The following is a 21223-nucleotide window of genomic DNA, read 5'->3' on the forward strand; positions in this document are numbered from 1 at the left end:
TTACTTCTTAGATGTCTTGCCCGCTTTGCGGATGATGCGTTCTTCTAGATATTTAACGCCTTTGCCTTTATATGGCTCAGGTGGTCTAAATCCTCTAACTTGAGCAGCCACTTGACCTACTACTTGTTTGTCATCGCCTTTGATAGTAATAACGTTTTTCTCAACACTAGCTTCAACGCCTGCTGGTAGCTCATAGTTGATAAGGTGTGAAAAACCAAGAGAAAGCTCTAAAATTTTACCTTTTGCAGCTGCTTTGTAACCAACGCCGTTGATCTCAAGCTGGCGAGTGAATCCCGCAGTTATACCAGTTACGATATTATTAGCAAGTGCTCTATATGTTCCCCAGTAAGCTCTACTTTGGCGATCTTCGCCTTTTGGAGCAAAAACTATATGACCATTTTCTACCTTGACATCAACGTGACCTTTTGTGTCAAGCTCTTTTATATGATTGCCCTTTTTAAATTTTAGGACATTATTTTCAACGCTAACGTCTACACCACTTGGGATAGCGATAGGCTGTTTTCCAATACGTGACATTTTTTTCCTTTACTTGTCTAGGGTGTTCCTACATTTACGAATAAACACCACAATGCCGTAAATTTTATCGTCAGATTTGACGAAACCTTCATTTGAATTTCTAAATTTAGCTTTGGCAAAATCTAAAATTTTACCAAGCTAAAAATTTAACCTTAAAATCATAAGGTTAAATAGCGTTTAATGCAGTTTATTACCAAACCGTACAAAGAACTTCGCCGCCAACGCCAGCTTTACTTGCTTCAATACCGCTCATAACGCCTTTGCTTGTGCTAACGATAACTGTTCCGTAACCATTTTTAAAACGCTTAATGTCGTCTTTGCCTTGATAAACACGGCGACCAGGTTTTGAAACCCTTTTAAGCTCGTTTATAACGCTTCTGCCGTACTCATCATACTTTAAAACTACGTTTATAAATTTCTTGTTACCTTCTTCGATAACGTTGTAGCTCTCTACATAGCCTTTTGCTGCAAGGATAGAAAGAGTAGCCTCAACAACCTTAGAATGAAGCAATTTCGCAGTTTCAAGCTTTCTCATACTTGCATTTCTAATGCGTGTTAATCCATCTGATATTAAATCGTTTAACATTTCTCTTCCTTACCAACTTGCTTTTTTAAGACCAGGTATCAGGCCTTCGTTAGCCATTTTTCTTAGGCAAACACGGCAAATTCCAAAATCTTTATAAACAGAGTGCGGACGACCGCAGATTTGGCATCTTGTATAGCCGCGAACCGCAAATTTTGGCTTGCGTGCAGCTTTTGCTATCATTGATTTCTTTGCCATTTTACTTTCCTTTTGCAAACGGCACACCAAATAGCTCTAGCAATTTGAATGCCTCTTTATCATTTTTAGCCGTAGTAGCAATCGTAATATTCATACCATGAGTTCGTAAAATTTTATCATACTCAACCTCTGGAAACATTAGTTGCTCACTAAGACCGAAGTTATAGTTTCCACGTCCATCAAAACCATTTTTTGGAAGACCACGGAAGTCTTTAACTCTTGGGAGAGCAACGCTGATTAGCTTATCTAAGAAAGCATACATTTGCTCTTTTCTCAAAGTTACTTTGATACCAACAGGAAAGCCCTCGCGAACTTTAAAGCCAGCAACTGATTTTTTAGCATCAGTGATAACCGCTTTTTGTCCAGCGATAAGTGAAATGGTATCAGCCATATTTTGAAGCACTTTCTGATCTTTCGCAGAGTCTCCAGCACCTACACTGATCACGATTTTCTCAAGCGCAGGGATAAGCATTGGATTTTTGATGTCAAATTCTTTTACGAGAGCTGGCTTGATAGTTTCGTTAAATTTATCTTTTAATCTACTCATATCTCTTATCCTTCAACTTTCGCGACATTTGATATGTCAATTGGCATCTCTTTATTTACGTGACCACCATTTGGAGTTTTTTCGCTTGGTTTGATAGCTTTTTTAGCTATTTTGCATCCCTCAACTATAACCTGACCTTTTTTTGCAAGAACTGCTAAAATCTTACCAGTTTTGCCTTTATCGTCACCAGCGATGATCTTAACGGTATCGCCTTTTTTGACTTTAAATTTTACATTAGCCATTATAAAACCTCCGGAGCTAGCGAAACAATTTTCATAAAGTTAGCATATCTAACTTCACGTCCAACTGGTCCAAAAATACGAGTGCCGACTGGCTCTTTTTTGCTATCAAGTATAACAGCTGCGTTCTCGTCAAAGCGGATTAGCGAACCATTATCTCTTTGAACCTCTCTTTTAGTTCTTACAACAACAGCTTTTACAACCTGTCCTTTTTTGATCTTACCATTTGGAAGAGCTTTTTTAACAGAGCAAACTATGATATCACCAAGTGTAGCGTATCTTCTTTTGCTGCCGCCAAGAACCTTTATACACATTAACTCTTTTGCACCACTGTTATCAGCAACTGCAAGTCTTGTAAAACTTTGAATCATTACTCAACTCCCTTTGCTAATACGGCTTTTAAGCGAAAACTCTTGCGAGCTGAAAGTGGTCTGCACTCAACCGCAACAACTGTATCGCCTGCTCTTGTCTCATTTTTCTCATCATGAACTAAATATTTTTTAAAGCGTTTTACAAATTTATGGTATCTTGGGTGCATAACGCGTCTTTCTACCAAAATAGTAGCCGTCTTATCTCCAGCTTTTTGTAAAACAACACCTTGAATTTCTCTTTTTAATGCCATTTTACGCCCCTTGTCTTGTTGCACTAATTGCAGTGTTGATCTGAGCTATCTCTTTGCGAACAGCACTAATCTCATTAGGGTTGCTTAACTGCATAGTTTTTAGCTTTTGTTTAAGTGTAAATAAAAGCACCTTTTTCTCTTTTAGCAACGCGTTTAATTCTGCAACGCTTTTATCTTTTAACTCAGTATATTTCATTTTCACTCTCTCGCGTTACAAATTTTGATCTGAAAGGAAGCTTGTGTAAAGCCAAAGTTAAAGCTTCACGAGCTAACTCTTCGCTAACACCAGCCATTTCAAATATTATACGACCAGGTTTGATATTCATAACCCACTCTTCAACTCCGGCCTTACCTTTACCCATACGAGTTTGTAGAGGCTTTTTAGTAAGTGGCTTATCAGGGAAAACCCTAATCCAAATTTTAGCCTGTCTCTTTACGTGACGAGTTAGAGCTTGACGAGCAGCTTCTATTTGGCGTGAATTTATTCTGCCAGCTTCAACAGCCTTAAGTGCAAATTCGCCAGTTGCTAAAGATGCTCCACGAGTCGCATAACCACGGTTGCGACCTTTCATTTGCTTACGAAATTTCGTTCTTTTAGGCATCAACATAATTATTTACCTCTTCTTGCTCTACGTGTTTTCTTAGGTGCTTCTTCTTCAGTTTTCTCAGGTTGAACACCTTTTTGAAGAACCTCACCTTTAAAAATCCATACTTTAATACCTATGTTTCCATAGGTTGTATGAGCCTCAGCTACACCGTAATCTATCTTTGCTCTAAGAGTATGAAGCGGAACGCGACCTTCTAGATACCACTCGGTTCTTGCCATCTCAGCGCCACCTAAACGACCAGCAACTGAAATTTTGATACCTTTAGCGCCTGATTTTTGAGCACCTTGGATAACTTTTTTCATAGCACGTCTAAATGCGACACGCTTTTCAAGTTGCATAGCTACGTTTTCAGCAGCAAGTTGAGCTGAAGCTTGAGCTTTTCTTTCTTCTTTGATATTTACATTTACTTCTTTGCCGATAAGTTTGCTAACTTCATTCTTTAGGTTTTCAACATCTTGGCCTTTTTTGCCGATGATGATACCAGGGCGAGCTGCAACTACGGTTACACGAAGTTTTTTAGCCGTTCTTTCGATTAGAATTTGGCTAATTCCTGCATAGTAAAGTTTTTTCTTTAAAAATGCACGAATTTTGTAATCTTCACCGATATTTTCAGGAAGACTTTGTTTGGTTGGAAACCATCTAGATTCCCAGTTGCGGTTAATTCCTAGTCTAAGACCTATTGGATTTACTTTTTGTCCCATATTATGCTTCCTTCTTTTCAGGTTTAGATACTTCTACCATTACATGAGAAGTAGGTTTGCGAATTTTGCTCGCTGTTCCTCTTGCTCTTGGTCTAAATCTCTTTAATACAGGACCAGCGTCAACGCGGCAACTAGTTACTATAACCTCTTCTGGCTCAAATCCGCCATTTGCTACTGCTGAGCTAATAGCGTTTGCTATAAATTTAGCACCACGATTTGGCATAAACTGCAAGCTTGCAAGTGCTAGCTCAGCATTCATACCTTGAACTTCTCTTGCTATAAGTCTTGCTTTTGTAGGAGAAAGTCTTACGAATTTTATAATTGCTTTACTCATATTATCTCCCCTTACTTGCCGATTTTCTTTTGCACTGAGCCTTTATGACCCTTAAATGTGCGTGTTGGAGCAAATTCGCCAAGTTTATAGCCTATATGATTTTCTGTAACATATACAGGAATAAAGCTCTTGCCATTATGAACGTTAAATGTTAGTCCAATCATTTCAGGTACAATCGTGCTACGTCTTGACCAAGTCTTGATTGGTTTGTTATCGTTTGCATTTTTTGCGGCAATAACTTTTTTCATTACATGATCATCTACGAAAGGACCTTTTTTGAGTGATCTTGCCATCTCTATTTTCCTTTCCTTCTTGAAATTATAAGCTTATCGCTAGCTTTTTTACGGCGAGTCTTAGCACCTTTAGTTGGTTTACCCCATGGAGTAACTGGGTGACGGCCTGAATTTTTCTTACCTTCACCGCCGCCGTGTGGGTGATCAACTGGGTTCATAGCAGAACCACGTGTTTGTGGGCGGATGCCGCGGTAGCGATTACGTCCAGCTTTACCTATAGTGATGTTAGCCCAGTCTTCGTTACCAACTACACCGATACTTGCCATACACTCAGCTAGTACTTGTCTCATCTCGCCACTTGGCATTCTTAAGATAACGTACTTCTCTTCTTTACCCATTAGCTGAGCATAACCGCCAGCTGAACGAGCTATCTGAGCGCCTTTGCCAGGTTTTAGCTCTACGTTATGAACGATAGTACCAACTGGGATAAATCTTAGTTTCATAGCGTTGCCTGGTTTAATATCTAGTGAACCCTCATCGATAGATGCGATAACATCGCCAACATTTAGGCCATTTGGTCTAATGATATAGCGTTTTTCGCCATCTTTGTAAGCTATAAGAGCGATACGGCAGTTTCTATTTGGATCGTATTCGATCGCTTCAACTTTACCTTCTATACCAAATTTACGACGTTTAAAGTCGATGATACGATAAAGTTTTTTTGCACCTGCCTCTTTATGTCTTGAAGTTATACGACCATTGTTATTTCTACCGCCAGATGCAGGTATTTTAACAAGCAAGCTTCTAACGCTTGGTTTAGCTGTTATATCTTCAGAGCTTAGTCCAGTCATATATCTACGACTAGGTGTATATGGTTTATATGATTTTATAGCCATCTTACGCCTCCGTATTTTCTAGGCTTACGCCTTCAGGTAACTTAACGTAGAATTTCTTTATCTCGTCACGTTGGCCTGCTCTTCCTCTAAAACGCTTAACCTTGCCGCTAATTCTAAGTGAATTTACGCGAACAGGCGTTACTCCAAAATACTCTTGTAAAACCGCTTTTAAGCTGTTTTTTGTAACTCTTGGTGAAGTTTGGATAACAACAACGCCTTGTTCTTGAAGGCCTAGAGTTTTTTCTGTATAAATAATTGTTTTGATATCAGTTATATCCGCCATTTTAGCCCTCTTTTGTTATAGTTTTTAGTGCAGCTTTTTCAATGATAACCGAACTAAATGTAGAGATAAGATAAGCATTTACCTCATTTGCATCTACTACATAGCAGTTTGCTAAATTTCTAAAAGCAAGTAGTGTTTTATCGTCTAGTAAATCTTTAACTATAAGCGCGTCTTTTACTTTTAAATTTTTGATGATATTAGCTGCATCTTTTGTCTTTCCAGACTCGATTGAGATGCTATCTACTGCGAAAATTTTACCATCTTGTGCTTTTACTGCCAAAGCGTACTCAAGAGCTAGTCTTTTTTGTTTTTTATTGACTTTTTGAAAATAGTTTTTCTCGTTTGTTGGACCAAATGCAACTGCACCGCCTACCCAAACGTTAGTTCTAGTTGAACCTGCTCTTGCACCACCACGTCCTTTTTGTCTCCATGGTTTTTTACCGCCACCGCTTACAAAAGCACGGCTTTTAGTATGAGCCGTATTTGCTCTTATACCAGCAAGGTAAGATTTTACATAAAGATATAGGTTGTGCGGATTTACTTCAGCGTAGCTTGCAGGAAGCTCTAACTCGCCTGAATTTTCAAATTTATCGTTTAATACGTGAATTTTACTCATTTTACAATCCTTATTTTACCCATTGCACCATTGTGACCAGGAACGCAACCTTTTACAACTACGATGCCATTTTGAGCGTCAAAGCTTATTAGCTCGTTTTTAACAGTAACTTTCTCATTGCCCATGTGTCCTGCCATTTTCATACCTGGTTGAACACGACCTGGCCATTCGCAGTTACCAATTGAACCGTGGCGTCTGTGGAAACGTGAGCCGTGGCTTTTTGGACCACCACCGAAACCATGTCTTTTTACCACACCTTGGTAGCCTCTACCTTTTGAGTTAAAGCTAACTTTTAAAATTTTAGCCTCGTTTAATGGTGTAAAGTCTAGGTTTCCAACTTCGCTATTAGCTACTTCAAGCGTAGCAAATTTGTTAAATTCTGCTGTCAGATTGTATTTTTTTTGCTGACCAGCGATAGCTTTGTTGTTTGCTTTAGTGTGGGCATACGCTACGATAGCACGTTTGTTTTCGTCGATCTCACATACTTTAGCCTCAACTAGCTTAAGTAGTGTAACTGGCGTACTCTTCGTGGCAATCGTTCTACTCATGCCTATTTTTTCTACAATATATTCCATACTCTTATCCTTTTGTCCGCTTATTTCATCGCACGAACTTCGACATTAACTTCTGGAGCTAGGTCGAGTTTTGTTAGGCTATCTACAGTTTCTGGAGTAGCAGCTACGATGTCAAGCATACGAGCGTGTATTCTCATCTCAAACTGCTCACGTGAGTCTTTGTTGATGTGTGGAGATTTTAAGACTGTATAGCGTTTGATCTTTGTAGGCATTGGTACCGGGCCACGAACGTCGGCACCTGTTCGTTTGACAGCTTCTACGATTGCTGCAACAGTGCGGTCTAGAACTCTATGGTCGTAAGCTTTTAGCTTTAACCTGATTCTTTCCATGTGTTTTCCTTTAAAAAGAACTTGTCGCAAACTCGCGACCTCTTTACATCAAAATAACTCGCATAGGATCAAGCGATCGTACGAGCAAAGACGCTTGTCTTTTCGTAAAGAGAACGCGATTCTACAAAAAAGCTATTATAGTTGTCAAGAAAAACGCTACTTTTTGATGAATTTTGATTAATTATTTCCTTTTAATAAGGAAGATATAAAATTTAAAAAGATAAGATTCCAAGAAATTAAAATTTTAAAGAGAAAAGATGCCGATCTTTAATCCAAAATTCTTATTAGCTCAAGAACAAGACGAGGAGAAGCTTAAAAAGCGTTATGCAAATTTGCAAATGTATCAGGCAAAAGCTAGCGACATTAAGAGCTTCAAAGAAGAGAAATTTCAAACGCAGTTTCTAAAAGATATCTTTGAAAACTGCCTTGGCTACACTTTAGACACTACTAATCCTACAAATTTCAATCTTGAACGCGAGAAAAAGAACGAAACTGACGGCAAAAAAGCAGATGGGGCGATACTGATAAATGGCGAAGTTAGATGCGTGATCGAGCTAAAAGATCAGACTACACAGCATCTTGATAAAACTCCATCCAACCGCGAGCTTAGCCCAGTAGATCAAGCCTTTCGCTATTTTATCTCGCATGAAAATGCCAAATATGTCGTTGTTTCAAATTTTAATAAACTGCGCTTTTACATCGGCAATAAAACAACATTTGAAAAATTTGACCTTTTTACAGCAAACTTTGACGAGTTTAAAAGACTTCATTTACTGCTTAGCTTTGAGAGCATTAGCACGGATCTGCCGCTAAAGCTAAAAGAGAAATTTGCCACTCACGAGCGTGAAATTTCAAACAAATTTTATAAAGACTTTAGCGCATTTAGGCTCACTCTTTTTAAAAATATTTGCAAAAACAATGCTAGCATTGATAAAAATAGGCTTTTAAGCCTAACTCAAAAACTATGTGATAGGTTTGTCTTTATACTATTTGCCGAAGACCGCGGACTACTAAGACTTCGCACGATAGCCGAGATAAAAGATAAATTTCAAAACCAAGTTACTGAGCTTAGTTTTTATGACTTTTACAAAATTTACTTTAAAGCCATTGATGAAGGCAGTGAACGTCTTGATATCAAACGCTATAATGGCGGTCTTTTTGCCACAGATACTGAGCTTGATGCGCTAAAGATAGACGATAGCGTGCTTGAAGCGCAGTTTTTAAGCGACTATGACTTTTTAAGCGACATCGGTGTAAATATCCTAGGACATATCTTTGAAAGCTCACTAAACGACCTTGAAGAGCTAAATGCGCAAATAAATGGAAATGAATTTGATACCAAACAGAGCAAACGCAAAAAAGATGGTATATTTTATACGCCAGAGTTTATAACAGAATTTATAATTGAAAATTCGCTTGGCACGCTTTGCAAAGCTAAAAAAGATGAGCTAGGGCTTGATCTAAATGAGCTGCTAGCACCAAAAAATCCCAAAAAATTAACCAAAGCAGAAAGCGAGATCAAAGATAAAATTTATGCTTACCGCGAGTGGCTCTTATCTCTTAAGATACTTGATCCGGCTTGTGGCTCTGGTGCGTTTTTAAACCAAGCCTTAGAATTTCTCATTGCTGAGCACGGCGCATTAGACACTTACCGAAAAGTATATGAGGGCGAAGGTTTGGGACTTTACGATATAGAAAGCACTATTTTAGAAAATAACCTTTATGGCGTAGATATAAATACCGATGCAGTCGAGATCGCCAGACTATCTCTTTGGCTCCGCACAGCTGCAAAGGGACGAGTTTTGACAGATCTTAGTAAAAATTTAGTAACTGCAAACTCGCTTTTAGAATTTCCTTTTGACTTTAAATTTGATGTCGTTATCGGCAATCCTCCCTATGTCAGACAAGAGGCGATAAAAGAGCAAAAGCCAGCCCTACAAAAATATAAAGCTTATAGCGGCACGGCTGATTTGTTTGTCTATTTTTATGAGCTTGGCATTACACACCTAAAAGAAAATGGGCTTTTAGGTTTTATATGTTCAAATAAATTTTTCCGTGCCAGCTATGGTGAAAATTTACGTAAATTTATATTAGAAAATACACAAATAACACACATTATTGATTTTACTGGGGTTAAAGTTTTTGAAGACGCAAGTGTAGATAGTGCGATTACTATTTTTAAAAAAATAAGAGCCGATGAAAATTCAAAATTTAATTTCCTAGCTTCAAGCACTATAAATTTAAAAACGCAAAAATTTATCCAAATACCACAATCCACACTAAACGAAACAAATTTCACTTTCCTTGATAACAGCAAATTTGAGCTAAAAAACAAGATCGAAAAAGTCGCAAAACCATTAAAAGATTGGGGTGTGAATATCAATTATGGTGTCAAAACTGGACTAAACGAAGCATTTATCATCGACGATAGCACTCGTGATAAAATTTTAAATAACTGCTTTGGAGAAGAAAGAGAACAGACACAAAAGCTCATAAGACCAATCTTGAGGGGTAGAGATGTAAAACGATATGACTATGAGTGGGCTGGGCTGTGGCTCATTTGCACTTTTCCAGCATTAAAGATAGATATTGAAAATTTTCCAAGTCTTAAGGGATGTTTACAAAATTTTTTGCCTTATATAGCACAAAGTGGTGAAACCATAAATGGTAAAAAATGCCGCAAAAAAACATCAAATAAATGGTTTGAGACGCAAGATAACATCGCTTATTATGAAGAATTCGAAAAAGAGAAAATTTTATGTGCCAGAATGGTGCAAAGCCCAAAATTTGCTTACGATATAAATAATAATATTCCAGACAATACTGCATATTGCATAACTGGCGAAAATCTAAAATTTTTATTAGCTTTTTTAAATTCAACAGCTGTTTATAAAATTTTCAACTTTTTCTATGCTGGAGGCGGACTTGAAGGCGAAATAAAAATAAATCGCTTAGAGATTTTACCTATTCCCCAAATCACGCCACAAAATGAAAATTTAGCAAACGAGATAATAAATTTGATCGATGAAATTTTAAAAGCCAATGAAAAAATCAAGCTTTACGAGAAGCACATGCCTACTTTAAGCCTTGATGAAAAGCTAGAAGCCAAAGAAAATATCGACACGCTAAACGACAAAATCAAGGCAAGTGACGAAAAAATAGACGAACTTGTTTTTGAGCTTTATGAACTAACAAGCGATGAGATCGCACTTATAACGGGGGGGGGGTTCTGAAGGTATAGCAAAAATTTACATATACATCTTACAAAGGGGAGAAAATGAACCAATTAGAGCTTTATTACAATCAGCCGCTTAAATCAAGTAAATTTATCCCCAGAAAATACGAAATTATCTCGCCAAAAACGCTTATAATAGGCGCCATTTCAAGTGGCAAAACAGCCCTTGTTTATGAGTTTTTGAGCCATTATAAAAGCGAAGAGAGACTTTATGTAAATTTAGACGATCTAAGGATAGACAGAGCCTTACTTTTAGCAAATTTGAAAGAATTTTTAGAAAAAAATACCCAGATAAAAGTGCTCGCAGTTGAAAATTTACAAGCTGCTGACCTTGCAAATTTAGGCTTTTTAAAGAGCGCAACACTTGAAAATATCATCCTTACAAGCAAGGAATTTTCACTCACGATTGACTGCTTTGCTCGCATAAATTTAAACTATCTCGATTACGAGGAATTTATACTATTTTTTAAGAAAAATTTGGACCAAGACCTGCTGTTTAGCTATTTTTTGGCTCACGGCAACGAGATAGCAAGTGCCTTTTTAGACTCCAGCGAGGTCACGGCACACTTGCAGCAGCTCTTAAAAGCAAATTTAAGCGAGCAAAGCATTGCGATTTTAAAAGAATGTGCTCCAAAATGCCACGATGTGCTTAGTACTTTTGGTATCTACAAAAACCTAAAAGAGCAGATGAAAATCTCAAAAGATAGTGTCTATAACGCAGTAGCTAGCCTTAATGAAAATGGCTTTATAGAATTAGTACCAAATTTAGATGAGAGCAGCACGAGTAAAAAGCTCTATTTTACAAATTTTGCACTTCGCAACGCTTTATACCTAAAAAAGGACTTTTTAGCTGTCTTTGCAAATGTCGTTTTTTGCGAATTGCTTAAATTTAAAGATGAAATTTACTACACAAAAGAGATTGATTTCTTCCTTAATAAAAGGAAGATCGCAATCATCTGTGTGCCGTTTTCTGCACCAGAGATCATCTTTTTGAAATTTAAAAAACTCCACGCAAGCTTAAAAGAGCTAGGCGTTAGTAAGCTTCAGATAATCAGCGTCGCAAACCAAGCTGAGCTTAGCTTTGAGGGCATAAAATGCGAAATTTTGCCATTTTCTAGGTGGAGTCTAGGTTTATAAATTTAAACCTTTATTTGATTATTGTTTTAAAAGCTTAAAGTAAAGAAGCTATAATCAAAAAAACTATAAAGGACGGATATGAGAGCATTTTTTGGGATTTTTATACTTATAGTAAGCCTATTTGGCTATGAGATAAATCACGAAAACTGGGCAAAATTTTATAAATTTATTGGCGAGGCAAATGGTATAAAATTTGAAGTTTATATGAACTATTTTAAAGATGAATTTGAAAATTTTAAGCAAAGCAAGAGCTTTAAAGTGCCGGCCAAGATAAGCGGACATATCTTTTTTGATGGTACAAAATATGACTACGAAAAAGGCTCTTTTGAGCAAAATAGCAGTGAAATTTCATCGCTAAATGCTGTATCTGATAAGATAAATTTAGACGTTAAAAATGAAAATGGCGAGCTAAAGGGCAAAATAATCGTTAAAAACAAAGCCTATAATGCGACTATCAAAAAAGAAAAAGAGTATGAAATGCTAAATATTGGCATCCAAATGACCGAAGCAAATGGCACAAGATACGAAGCTATAATTAACGATATATTTGCCAAAGAATCGGCTAAAAAAAATAAAAATAAATTACTCTCGACACTTTATGACCTAAAAAGCGAGCGTAAAAAATGGCCAAATAACCAATTTGAAAGCCTAGATAATATCTACTATATAAATGACAAAATAAAAAGCATCTGCACCTATAAAAATAACAAAACTAGCTGTGATGTCGTCTTACTTAAAACCAACAAAAAGCTAAAGTTAAAGCAGATTTTTAAAGATATGAACGACACTCATCTAAAAGCAATCCTCGCAACAGCAGGCGTTAGCGAAAATTTTGTACTTTCGCCACTTGGGCTTACCTTTTTAAACGAGGAGCAAATTAGCGTGCCACTTGATGAGCTAAGACCTTACTTTAGCGATGAAATCGGACTTTAATGGTAAAAATTTGTGGCATAGATGAGGCTGGACGTGGGGCTTTAGCTGGGCCTTTAAGCGTAGCGGCCTGCGTGCTTAATAAAGAAATTTCAGGCCTAAACGACTCCAAAAAACTAACCGCAAAAAAGCGTGAGGAGCTTTTTAAAGAGATCATAAAAAGCTCAAATTTTCTCATCATCTACTTCTCAAATGCACAAATAGACGAATTTGGGCTAAGTGAGTGCTTAAGACGAGCGCTCAAAATTTTTAAGGCGCACTTTGAGGGTTTTGAGATCATTTATGATGGAAATTTAGACTATGGTGTTGGTATCACAACGATGATAAAAGCTGACAGCAAAGTCGCTGGGGTAAGCGCTGCTAGCATATTAGCAAAAGTTAGTCGTGATAGTTTGATGAAAGGCTGGGATAAAATTTACTCAAAGTATGGCTTTGCTGGGCACAAAGGATACGGCACAAAGGCTCACCTAGATGCCATTGCCAAGTTTGGCTATTCAAGCTTTCATAGAAAAAGCTTTGTAATAAAATCTTTTGAAAAATCTCTATTTGACTAAGATTAATTATCTAAGCATCTATTTGATGCTTAGATAACATCCTTTTTAATGGCAGCCACAACCGCAACTACCGCTACTTTTAATAGCATCAAATACAGCATCGTAGTTTGGCTCTTCTGTCACTTCAGGAACGATTTGTTTGTGTATTATTACGCCATCATTGATGACAAATACCGCTCTTGCAAGTAGTCCTTTTAGTGGGCCATCGCTCATTAAAACACCATAGTTTTTAGCAAATTCTCCGTATCTAAAGTCACTTCCGACACGTAAATTTTCTATGCCTTCAGTTGTGCAAAATCTCCCCATCGCAAATGGCAAATCATTTGAGATGATGCTAAGTTTTACGCCGTGTTTTCCAGCTACTTTTTCGTTAAATTTACGTGCTTCTGCCGCGCAAACGCCAGTATCAAGTGACGGCAGGCAAACAAGTACTTCTACGCCATTATTTCCGCCTACGCTAAACTCGCTAAGATCTTGCGCTACGACTTTTGCTTCAGGCGCATAAGAGCCTACGAAAACCTCATTTCCACTTAAATTTACCTCACTACCTTTAAATTTTGTAGTTGCCATATCTATCTCCTTTATTATTTTTTTGCTTTTTTAAATGCTTGATCAAGATCTGCTATTAGATCATCAGCGTTTTCGATGCCGATGGCTAGGCGAAGCAAGTTTTGCTTTATACCAATCTTATCTAGCACCTCTTCTGGATACGCCTCGTGCGTCATCGTAGCAGGCCTGCAAATAAGGCTTTCTACACCTCCAAGGCTCACTGCTAGATCAAAAATTTCTAGCGATTTTACAAATTTATTTACATCATATTTTTCATCGAGCTCAAATGAGATGAGAGCACCGATGTCGCTTGCTTGAGCCGCTTGTATCTTTGCCTCTTGCTCGCTATATGAGCCGGCAAAATGCACAACGCTAACTGCGTCATTATCCTCTAAAAATTTGATTATTTTATGTGTATTTTGTGTTTGTCTATCAAACCTAACGCTAAGCGTTTTAAGCCCACGTATTAGGTAGTATGCGTCCATCGGGCTTATGATGCCACCAAGCGTGTTTTTAGCAAATTTTATCTTTTCGGCCAAAGCATCATCGTTTAGCGTGACGATACCAGCGATCACGTCGGCGTGTCCGCCGATATATTTTGTGGCGCTATAGACCACGATATCAGCTCCATGATCAAGTACTCTTTGATAATAAGGCGTTAAAAATGTGTTATCCACGATGACTAGAGCGCCTTTTTTGTGAGCGATCTTTGAAATTCTAGCAATGTCTGTCACTCTTAAGAGAGGATTTGACGGAGTTTCGATGAAGATAGCCGCCACGTCGTCACTAATGTCATCTTCGCTCAAAAAATTTAGATCATCTATAAATTCGCTCTTTATACCGTGGCTTTCAAAAACGGTTGTAACATATCTATAAGTGCCGCCATAGACGTTGCTATTTAGTAGGACTTTTTGCCCAGTTTTTATAAGGCTAAGTACCGCCGCTGTTGCTGCCATGCCTGAGCCAAAGCTAAAAGCGTATTTGCTGCCTTCAACTTTTGCAAAAATTTCATCAAATGCTTTTTTAGTTGGGTTGCTACCACGCGAATATGCAAATTCTTGAAAATTCTCAAGATCATCTTGCACAAATGTACTTGCTAAAAAAATAGGCGGAATGACAGCTTTATTTGGATTATTCTTAGCTTCAATGCCTTTTACGATCAAGGTGTCAAGTTTCATAAATTTCCTTTTAAAAATTTGTGAAATCTTACATAATAAAGATTAATCTTCCCCAAACCCACCCAAAACGTAGCTAAATCAGTAAGTGGTAGTAACATTTATTTTTAAGAATGCATTTTTTAAATTGCTGGGATAAATTTAAGCTTTTGCTCTCTCCCCGCAAGCCTAATAAATTTTTCTTTTTACTCGCCTTTAGCTACATTTTCACCATAAATTTTATTCTATAAGATCAACTTGCCAGTTTGCCTCTTGTAGCTTCATATCTAGCTCTCTGATCTCTTTGGATAGCTCGTCTATTTGCTTTTGAAGCGTGACCACATCGACACTACTTAAAATTTTTATCTCGCTATTTGAGTAAAGATCAACCTTTTGGCTTGCGCTTTTGGCAAAATCCCTAAGTACGCTTGCTTTTTGGCTTAACGTATCTTTTTTAGCAATCATTTCAGTTAGACTCGCGCCTTCAAATTTTGCAATTGAGTTTGTTAAATTTATAGCCAAGATCAGCCTAAATAGCTCATCGCTTAGCCTATCAAGCTCTTTTAAAAGAAGCTTTGGATCTTCGCTAGGTCTTTCATTTTCTTGCATTTTTGCATTATCGAGCAACCTACCTTTTAGCTGCTCTAAGCGTTTTTGTGTATCGGCCCTTAAAATGAGAGCCTGAGCTAATTTCATCATTTTTCCTTTTGAAATATTAAATTGAGAGAAAATTTCAAATTATATTAGTATCTTTTGGGTTATAATTGATTTAAAATTTTATTTTAAGGAAAAGCTATGAAGTACGATTTTGATACGCTTATTAGCAGAGATGGCACTAACTCATCAAAATGGCGAATGAAAAACGATGTTTTGCCAATGTGGGTTGCTGATATGGATTTTAAGGCTGCACCTGAAATTTTAAATGCCCTACAAAAGCGTCTTGATAATGGCGTCTTTGGCTACTCATTTATCCCAAAAGAGTGGAACGAAGCGATTAAGGGCTGGTGGAAAAGGCGTCATGATGTTAGCTTTGAAAACGATTGGATGTGCTTTTGCACTGGCGTTATACCAGCGATTTCTACTGCTATTAGAAGATTTAGCAATCCAGGGGATCAAATTTTAGTTCAAGCTCCCGTCTATCACGTATTTTTTAACTGCATCAAAAATAATGGTCGTGAAATTTTATCAAACGACCTTGTCTATAAAAATGGCTCTTATGAGATTGACTTTGAAGACCTTGAGGCAAAGCTAGCGCAGCCGCTAACAACTATGATGCTTCTTTGCAATCCTCACAATCCAATAGGAAAAATTTGGGACAAAGAGACGCTTAAAAAAATAGGCGAGCTTTGCTATAAGCACGATGTTTTGGTTATCAGCGATGAGATCCACTGCGACATAACTGATCCTGGTCTAAGCTACGTGCCATTTATCAGCGTTAGCGAAGAGTGTAAAAATAACTCAATCACATGCATCTCACCAACAAAAGCTTTCAATATCGCAGGACTTCAAAGCTCAGCCATCGTCACGCCAAATGAGCAAATACGCGCCAGAATAAATGCAGCTGTAAATTATGATGAGATAGGAGAAGCAAACGCATTTGCAATAACTGCGACAATAGCGGCATTTAACGATAGTCAAACATGGCTTGATAAACTTAGGGAGTATCTCTTCGAAAATAAAAAGGTCGTTATAAATTTCATAAAAGAGCAAAATTTGCCAGTAAAACTCCTACCATCAAATGCGACTTATCTTTTATGGCTCGATTGCAGCGCTTTTTGTGAGGATTCGAGCGAATTTATGAATTTCTTGCGTGATAAAGCTGGGCTTTGGCTAAATGATGGCAATGCTTACAGGGGAGATAGATTTTTCCTCCGTATGAATATTGCAACCCAAAGAGCCAGAGTGCTTGAGGGGCTAAAACGCTTACAAAATGGTATAAATTTATACACTTCAAGAAAATAAAATTGACCAAATTTGGCTGGGTGGCTTTTGAATTTTAAGCTACTCCTGCCCAATATTAATACAGCTCGGGGCATTTTTGAAGCAGTGAATATTGCCCCAATATTTTTAAATATCAAATCAAATTGTACTGATAATTTTAAAGGTAAGATGACCTACACTAGTTTTTATTTGCTTGCTTAAATTTAAGTATATAACCTCTCTCAATCACGATATAGTAGATTAAAGCGAGCAATTTGCACCTTTTTGAAGTGATAAATTCTATACCCATGGCTTATAAAATTTAGCAGTGGTTTAAAATTTTCAACAAAGCAGAAATTTGAAGTTAAGATAGCTTATGCTGGTTTTAAATTTAAGAGAAATTGTTTGCTAAAACAAAATTTTGAGCCATTTTTGAAGTTACACTTTCTTTTAAAACAAGGTAGTTTTTGCTAATAAATTTGATGATTTTAAAAATTTAGATAAAAGTAGAAATTTAAAGGCGGGTAAGCCCCCGCCAGATATTATTTGTGAAGTTCTTTTGTGTAAAACTCAACTGAGCCTAGGCCCTCTTTTAGCGCCCACTCGTAAGCTTTGCTTACAAATTCCCAGTTTATATTCTCATAGAAAGTCTCTAGGTATTTTGGACGAGCGTTGAAGTTGTCGATGTAGTAAGCGTGCTCCCAAACATCAACGACTAGAAGCGGCACTTTGCCATCGCTCACTGGAGTTTTTGCGTTACTAGTTTGTACGATCTCTAGCTTTTTGTTGCTTGGATCAAATACAAGCCATGCCCAGCCTGAGCCAAAAAGTGTTGTAGCTGCCTTTAAAAATTCCTCTTTGAAATTTGCGAAATTTGCTTCGATCGCAGCTTTTAGCTCGCTTGACATCTCGCTTTTTTTAGCGATACAGTCCCAGTAAAAGTCGTGGTTGTAAACTTGAGCGACGTTGTTGTAAAGGCCACCTTCGCTATTTGTTAGAATTTCATAAAAAGATGCGTTAGCAAATTTTGTATCTTTTATAAGATTGTTTAAATTTGCTACGTAAGTTGCATGATGCTTGCCGTAGTGGTATTCACAGGTTTTTGCGCTAACTACTGCATTGCTATTTGCATCAAATGGAAGTTTTCTAAGTTCAAACATAATAATTCCTTAATAATAAAATTTGTTGTTTCGTATTATAGCCATAAAAAATTAATAAACAAAAATCTTTTAAATTTAGCCGCAAAATATAGGCTAAATTTAAGCAAGACTAAACTTACATTTTTTGGCGGGCTTTTAAACTTATAGAAAAAATTTAGAGCAAAATATCCCATACATTTGTTTAAATGGATTCAAAAATTTATTAAAAGTAAAAATAAAATAAATTTTATGTGTAAAAAAGTAACAAATATACTTTAAAAGTTTAGTTATTAAAAAACTATAAAAATTTTTCAAAAATATAAATTAGCCTTTAAGAGCATAGTTGTTACTAAAATACACATACAAAAATAAATAGCTGTGAATTTACGAAACAAAATTTCTAAATTTTTATTTTTGAAATTTATAATGCGTTTAACAAAACCATTACAAAGGATAAAAGATGAAATTCTTACAAGCTTTACTTTTCACTTGTGCCATCAGTGGCTTAGCATTTGGTGCAGACAAAGTCTATACGATCAAATTTGCTCACGTTGTTGCAGCTTCTACACCAAAAGGCAAGGCAGCTGACTTTTTTGCTAAACGTGCTGAGGAGCTAAGCGGCGGTAAACTAAAAGTTCAAGTCTTCCCATCAGCTCAGCTACTTGATGATGATAGGGTTTTTGGTGCGTTAAAGCTTGGCAATGTTCAAATGGCAGCTCCAAGTTTTTCAAAATTTACACCTATCGTGCCACAGTTTCAGCTATTTGACCTGCCTTTCATCTTTAAAGACGCAGAGCACCTTCATAAGGTCCAAGACGGCGAGGTCGGCGAGGAGCTAAAAGCCCTTGTTACAAAAAAAGGCTTTGTGGCACTTGATTATTGGGATGCTGGATTTAAGCATTTTAGCTCAAGCAAAAAGCCAGTTCTTGTGCCAGAAGATGCAAAAGGACAAAAATTTAGAATCCAAAGCTCAAAAGTGCTTGAAGAGCAGATCAAAGTGATCGGTGGTAACCCACAAGTTCTGCCATTTTCAGAGGTTTATTCTGCACTTCAACAAGGCGTAGTTGATGCGACTGAAAATCCACTATCAAATTTCTATAACTCGAAATTTCACGAAGTTCAAAGCTCGCTTACACTTTCAAGTCACGGATATTTGGGCTATTTAGTCGTTATGAGCGATAAATTTTGGAGCAAGCTACCAGATGATCTAAAAGCAAATGTAAAACAAGCTCTAAGCGAAGCAACAGCTTTTGAGAGAGAAGAGACAGCAAAAGAGGACGCTCACGTCATAGCTGAGCTTGAAAAATACATCGCTGCTAGTAAAAAACTAGAAATTTATAAGATCGATGATGCACAAAAGGCTGAGTGGCAAAAGGTTATGCAATCAATCTATCCTAAATTTTACGATGTTATCGGTAAAGATCTCATAGAAAAGACTCTTGGGACAAAATAATGAAGAGTTTTTTTAATGTCCTTGATATAGCGATAGCCTCACTAAATAAAACTATCGCAGTAGTCGGGCTAGCTAGTGGAACATTGCTGGCCTTTGCAAATGTTATGGCTAGATATTTTTTCGATAAAAGCTGGTCATGGGCGAGTGAGCTATCAAACTATCTATTTATATGGTCGGCGTTTTTTGCCGCAGCATATGGCTTTAACAAGGGCATTCACGTGAGCGTAACTATCTTGGTGGAGAAATTTCCACCAGCGCTCGCGAAAGTATGCCTGCTCTTTTCACACATCTTAACAACTGTCTTTTTGATATTTATCGCAGTTTATTCGATTGATTATCTCAAAATTTTGCATGAGATCGAGCAGATGATAATAGACCTTGGCATACCTCAATGGGTCCCTATGTTAGTGCTTCCAATAGCCTTCGTTACAGCTAGCTACCGCTCGACTGAAAAAGCCATAAAAGTAGCTCTAACGCCTGCAGAAAATGTCGTAAGCAACGAAGCACATGAGCTAGCTCATGGTAGCGTAGTCAAAGATTAAGGAGAAAAAAGATGACAATAGCATTTTTATTTATCCTACTTTTTGCACTAATGCTAATAGGCGTGCCTGTGGCTGTTTCACTGGGAACTAGCACTGTTTTAACGATGATATTTTTTACAGATATCGACATCGCTACGATCCCACAGCTAATTTTTGATGGTATCAATAAATTTTCGCTAATGGCGATCCCGATGTTTATCTTGGCTGGAAATTTACTAAGTAAAGGTGGCTCAGCAAGACGTATCATCGACTTTGCAAAGTCTATGGTCGGACACTTGCCTGGCGGCTTGCCTATGAGTGCGATATTTGCCTGCATCATCTTTGCAGCGGTCTCTGGAAGCTCACCTGCGACGGTTGTAGCGATAGGCTCAATTATGTTTGCAGCGATAAAAGAGGCCGGCTATCCAAAAGAGTACGCAGTGGGCGGCATAACTACAGCTGGCTCGCTTGGAATTTTGATCCCACCTTCAGTTGTTATGATAGTTTATGGCGTAACTGCTGAGGTAAGTATTGGCAAGCTCTTTATGGCTGGTGTTGTGCCTGGTCTTATGCTTGGAGCTTTTATGCTAGTTCAAACTTATGTTGGCGCAAAAAAACTTGGCTTTAAAGCAACTAAGGCTGAACCATTTAAAGTAAGAGTGCAGAAATTTACCAAAGCATTTTGGGCGCTTTTGATCGTTGTTGTGGTCATCGGCGGAATTTATGGAGGTATTTTTACTCCGACAGAAGCTGCTGCGGCAAGTGCAGTCTATGCGTTATTTATCTCACTTTTTATCTATAGAGATATAAAGATAAAAGATCTTTGGGATATCTGCCTAGACTCGGCTCTTACAACAGCTATGATATTTTTCATCATCGCAAACGCTGTTGTTTTTGCATATTTGCTAACTAGCGAGCAGATCCCTCAAGCTATCGCTTCGATGATACTTGACGCGAATATCGGTATGATAGGATTTTTGATATTTGTAAATATCCTGCTCTTTATTATGGGTCAGTTCATGGAGCCTTCAAGCGTTATCATGATCATGGTTCCACTCTTGCTTCCGATAGCTACGCAGCTTGGCATAGATCCGATACATTTTGGTATTATCTTAGTTGTAAATATGGAGATAGGCATGGTGACTCCGCCTGTTGGACTAAATTTATTTGTCGCAAGCGGTCTTACAAATATGAACTTAAAAGAGGTCATCATGGCATGCTTGCCGTGGACACTCACTTTATTCTTTGGCCTTATCTTGGTTACTTATATACCACAAATTTCTCTTTGGTTGCCAAACATAATGTATGGACATTAAAATTTAGAGGCTCT

29 protein-coding genes are annotated in these 21223 nt (G+C 37.5%); 8 read left to right on the forward strand and 21 right to left on the reverse strand.

Annotated elements, in window-relative coordinates; genetic code table 11:
* The 17 genes from rplF to rpsJ all read right to left on the reverse strand — a co-directional run bounded on the left by rplF (position 1) and on the right by rpsJ (position 7301).
* On the reverse strand, positions 1-537 hold the full coding sequence (gene rplF, locus CVT15_RS09150) for a 50S ribosomal protein L6 (RefSeq protein WP_054197279.1): 537 nt from the start codon (positions 535-537) through the stop codon (positions 1-3).
* A gap of 190 nt (positions 538-727) precedes the next feature.
* Positions 728-1123 (reverse strand): 30S ribosomal protein S8, encoded by a 396-nt coding sequence (gene rpsH / locus CVT15_RS09155; RefSeq protein WP_021091129.1) that lies wholly within the window; start codon positions 1121-1123, stop codon positions 728-730.
* Between the two features lie 9 nt (positions 1124-1132).
* Complete coding sequence (locus CVT15_RS09160) at positions 1133-1318, reverse strand: type Z 30S ribosomal protein S14 (protein ID WP_002941532.1); 186 nt, start codon at positions 1316-1318, stop codon at positions 1133-1135.
* Between the two features lies 1 nt (position 1319).
* Positions 1320-1865 carry a 50S ribosomal protein L5 gene (gene rplE, locus CVT15_RS09165; protein WP_002941643.1) on the reverse strand — a complete coding sequence of 182 codons (546 nt, stop codon included), beginning with the start codon at positions 1863-1865 and terminating at the stop codon, positions 1320-1322.
* A gap of 5 nt (positions 1866-1870) precedes the next feature.
* The gene (rplX, locus tag CVT15_RS09170; RefSeq protein ID WP_002941666.1) at positions 1871-2107 is read right to left on the reverse strand and encodes a 50S ribosomal protein L24; all 237 of its coding nucleotides are present in this window, start codon (positions 2105-2107) and stop codon (positions 1871-1873) included.
* The gene (gene rplN, locus CVT15_RS09175; protein ID WP_002941516.1) at positions 2107-2475 is read right to left on the reverse strand and encodes a 50S ribosomal protein L14; all 369 of its coding nucleotides are present in this window, start codon (positions 2473-2475) and stop codon (positions 2107-2109) included. Before rplN ends, rplX begins: the two co-directional genes overlap by 1 nt.
* Positions 2475-2726 (reverse strand): 30S ribosomal protein S17, encoded by a 252-nt coding sequence (gene rpsQ / locus CVT15_RS09180; protein WP_087586688.1) that lies wholly within the window; start codon positions 2724-2726, stop codon positions 2475-2477. Before rpsQ ends, rplN begins: the two co-directional genes overlap by 1 nt.
* Before the next feature lies 1 nt (position 2727).
* On the reverse strand, positions 2728-2922 hold the full coding sequence (gene rpmC / locus CVT15_RS09185) for a 50S ribosomal protein L29 (protein WP_087586687.1): 195 nt from the start codon (positions 2920-2922) through the stop codon (positions 2728-2730).
* On the reverse strand, positions 2909-3334 hold the full coding sequence (gene rplP, locus CVT15_RS09190; RefSeq protein WP_087578021.1) for a 50S ribosomal protein L16: 426 nt from the start codon (positions 3332-3334) through the stop codon (positions 2909-2911). The genes rpmC and rplP overlap by 14 nt, the downstream gene beginning before the upstream one ends.
* Positions 3335-3336: 2 nt before the next feature.
* On the reverse strand, positions 3337-4035 hold the full coding sequence (gene rpsC, locus CVT15_RS09195) for a 30S ribosomal protein S3 (protein ID WP_002941650.1): 699 nt from the start codon (positions 4033-4035) through the stop codon (positions 3337-3339).
* Position 4036: 1 nt separating this feature from the next.
* A complete protein-coding gene (rplV, locus tag CVT15_RS09200; RefSeq protein WP_087586686.1) occupies positions 4037-4369 on the reverse strand; it encodes a 50S ribosomal protein L22 in 333 nt (110 codons plus the stop codon).
* Positions 4370-4380: 11 nt separating this feature from the next.
* Positions 4381-4662, reverse strand: coding sequence for a 30S ribosomal protein S19 (gene rpsS / locus CVT15_RS09205; RefSeq protein WP_002941639.1), 282 nt, complete (start codon positions 4660-4662; stop codon positions 4381-4383).
* A 2-nt stretch (positions 4663-4664) separates the two neighbouring features.
* Positions 4665-5498, reverse strand: a complete 834-nt coding sequence (gene rplB, locus CVT15_RS09210; RefSeq protein ID WP_087586685.1) for a 50S ribosomal protein L2 — start codon at positions 5496-5498, stop codon at positions 4665-4667.
* Between the two features lies 1 nt (position 5499).
* Positions 5500-5781, reverse strand: a complete 282-nt coding sequence (locus CVT15_RS09215) for a 50S ribosomal protein L23 (protein WP_002941535.1) — start codon at positions 5779-5781, stop codon at positions 5500-5502.
* 1 nt (position 5782) lies between these two features.
* Positions 5783-6397 (reverse strand): 50S ribosomal protein L4, encoded by a 615-nt coding sequence (rplD, locus tag CVT15_RS09220; protein ID WP_103576382.1) that lies wholly within the window; start codon positions 6395-6397, stop codon positions 5783-5785.
* The gene (gene rplC, locus CVT15_RS09225) at positions 6394-6972 is read right to left on the reverse strand and encodes a 50S ribosomal protein L3 (RefSeq protein ID WP_002941563.1); all 579 of its coding nucleotides are present in this window, start codon (positions 6970-6972) and stop codon (positions 6394-6396) included. Before rplC ends, rplD begins: the two co-directional genes overlap by 4 nt.
* A 20-nt stretch (positions 6973-6992) precedes the next feature.
* A complete protein-coding gene (gene rpsJ / locus CVT15_RS09230; RefSeq protein WP_009295257.1) occupies positions 6993-7301 on the reverse strand; it encodes a 30S ribosomal protein S10 in 309 nt (102 codons plus the stop codon).
* A gap of 257 nt (positions 7302-7558) precedes the next feature.
* On the opposite strand from rpsJ, the gene CVT15_RS09235 reads away from it, so the two are divergent.
* The 4 genes from CVT15_RS09235 (at position 7559) to CVT15_RS09250 (ending at position 13157) form a co-directional block, all read left to right on the forward strand.
* On the forward strand, positions 7559-10534 hold the full coding sequence (locus CVT15_RS09235; RefSeq protein WP_107898210.1) for an Eco57I restriction-modification methylase domain-containing protein: 2976 nt from the start codon (positions 7559-7561) through the stop codon (positions 10532-10534).
* Positions 10535-10578: 44 nt separating this feature from the next.
* Positions 10579-11673 carry an ATP-binding protein gene (locus CVT15_RS09240; protein WP_103576384.1) on the forward strand — a complete coding sequence of 365 codons (1095 nt, stop codon included), beginning with the start codon at positions 10579-10581 and terminating at the stop codon, positions 11671-11673.
* Between the two features lie 78 nt (positions 11674-11751).
* Positions 11752-12606, forward strand: a complete 855-nt coding sequence (locus CVT15_RS09245) for an S-adenosylmethionine tRNA ribosyltransferase (protein ID WP_107898209.1) — start codon at positions 11752-11754, stop codon at positions 12604-12606.
* A complete protein-coding gene (locus CVT15_RS09250; RefSeq protein WP_103576424.1) occupies positions 12606-13157 on the forward strand; it encodes a ribonuclease HII in 552 nt (183 codons plus the stop codon). The genes CVT15_RS09245 and CVT15_RS09250 overlap by 1 nt, the downstream gene beginning before the upstream one ends.
* 45 nt (positions 13158-13202) lie before the next feature.
* Here CVT15_RS09250 and tpx read toward each other — a convergent pair whose 3' ends face one another.
* From tpx to CVT15_RS09265, 3 genes are all read right to left on the reverse strand, one after another.
* Entirely contained in the window at positions 13203-13727 is a 525-nt protein-coding gene (tpx, locus tag CVT15_RS09255) for a thiol peroxidase (RefSeq protein WP_021091125.1), read from the reverse strand.
* 14 nt (positions 13728-13741) lie between these two features.
* Entirely contained in the window at positions 13742-14884 is a 1143-nt protein-coding gene (locus CVT15_RS09260; protein WP_103576423.1) for a trans-sulfuration enzyme family protein, read from the reverse strand.
* A gap of 216 nt (positions 14885-15100) precedes the next feature.
* Positions 15101-15556 carry a DIP1984 family protein gene (locus CVT15_RS09265; protein ID WP_087586679.1) on the reverse strand — a complete coding sequence of 152 codons (456 nt, stop codon included), beginning with the start codon at positions 15554-15556 and terminating at the stop codon, positions 15101-15103.
* Between the two features lie 99 nt (positions 15557-15655).
* Here CVT15_RS09265 and CVT15_RS09270 point away from each other — a divergent pair, with 99 nt between their 5' ends.
* Complete coding sequence (locus CVT15_RS09270) at positions 15656-16822, forward strand: MalY/PatB family protein (protein WP_103576422.1); 1167 nt, start codon at positions 15656-15658, stop codon at positions 16820-16822.
* 500 nt (positions 16823-17322) lie between these two features.
* On the opposite strand, the gene sodB is transcribed toward CVT15_RS09270, so the two are convergent.
* Positions 17323-17940 carry a superoxide dismutase [Fe] gene (gene sodB / locus CVT15_RS09275; protein WP_103576421.1) on the reverse strand — a complete coding sequence of 206 codons (618 nt, stop codon included), beginning with the start codon at positions 17938-17940 and terminating at the stop codon, positions 17323-17325.
* Positions 17941-18379: 439 nt separating this feature from the next.
* Between sodB and CVT15_RS09280 the strand changes: the two genes are divergently transcribed.
* Genes CVT15_RS09280 through CVT15_RS09290 form a run of 3 tightly spaced genes read left to right on the forward strand, consistent with a single transcriptional unit; the run spans position 18380 to position 21209 of the window.
* Positions 18380-19372, forward strand: a complete 993-nt coding sequence (locus CVT15_RS09280) for a DctP family TRAP transporter solute-binding subunit (protein ID WP_103577387.1) — start codon at positions 18380-18382, stop codon at positions 19370-19372.
* Positions 19372-19914, forward strand: a complete 543-nt coding sequence (locus tag CVT15_RS09285) for a TRAP transporter small permease (RefSeq protein ID WP_087586675.1) — start codon at positions 19372-19374, stop codon at positions 19912-19914. The genes CVT15_RS09280 and CVT15_RS09285 overlap by 1 nt, the downstream gene beginning before the upstream one ends.
* A gap of 11 nt (positions 19915-19925) precedes the next feature.
* Positions 19926-21209, forward strand: a complete 1284-nt coding sequence (locus CVT15_RS09290; protein ID WP_087577414.1) for a TRAP transporter large permease — start codon at positions 19926-19928, stop codon at positions 21207-21209.
* Positions 21210-21223 lie beyond the last annotated feature (14 nt).

This window comes from Campylobacter concisus, from assembly GCF_003048595.2.
GTDB classification, from domain to species: Bacteria; Campylobacterota; Campylobacteria; order Campylobacterales; family Campylobacteraceae; genus Campylobacter_A; species Campylobacter_A concisus_L.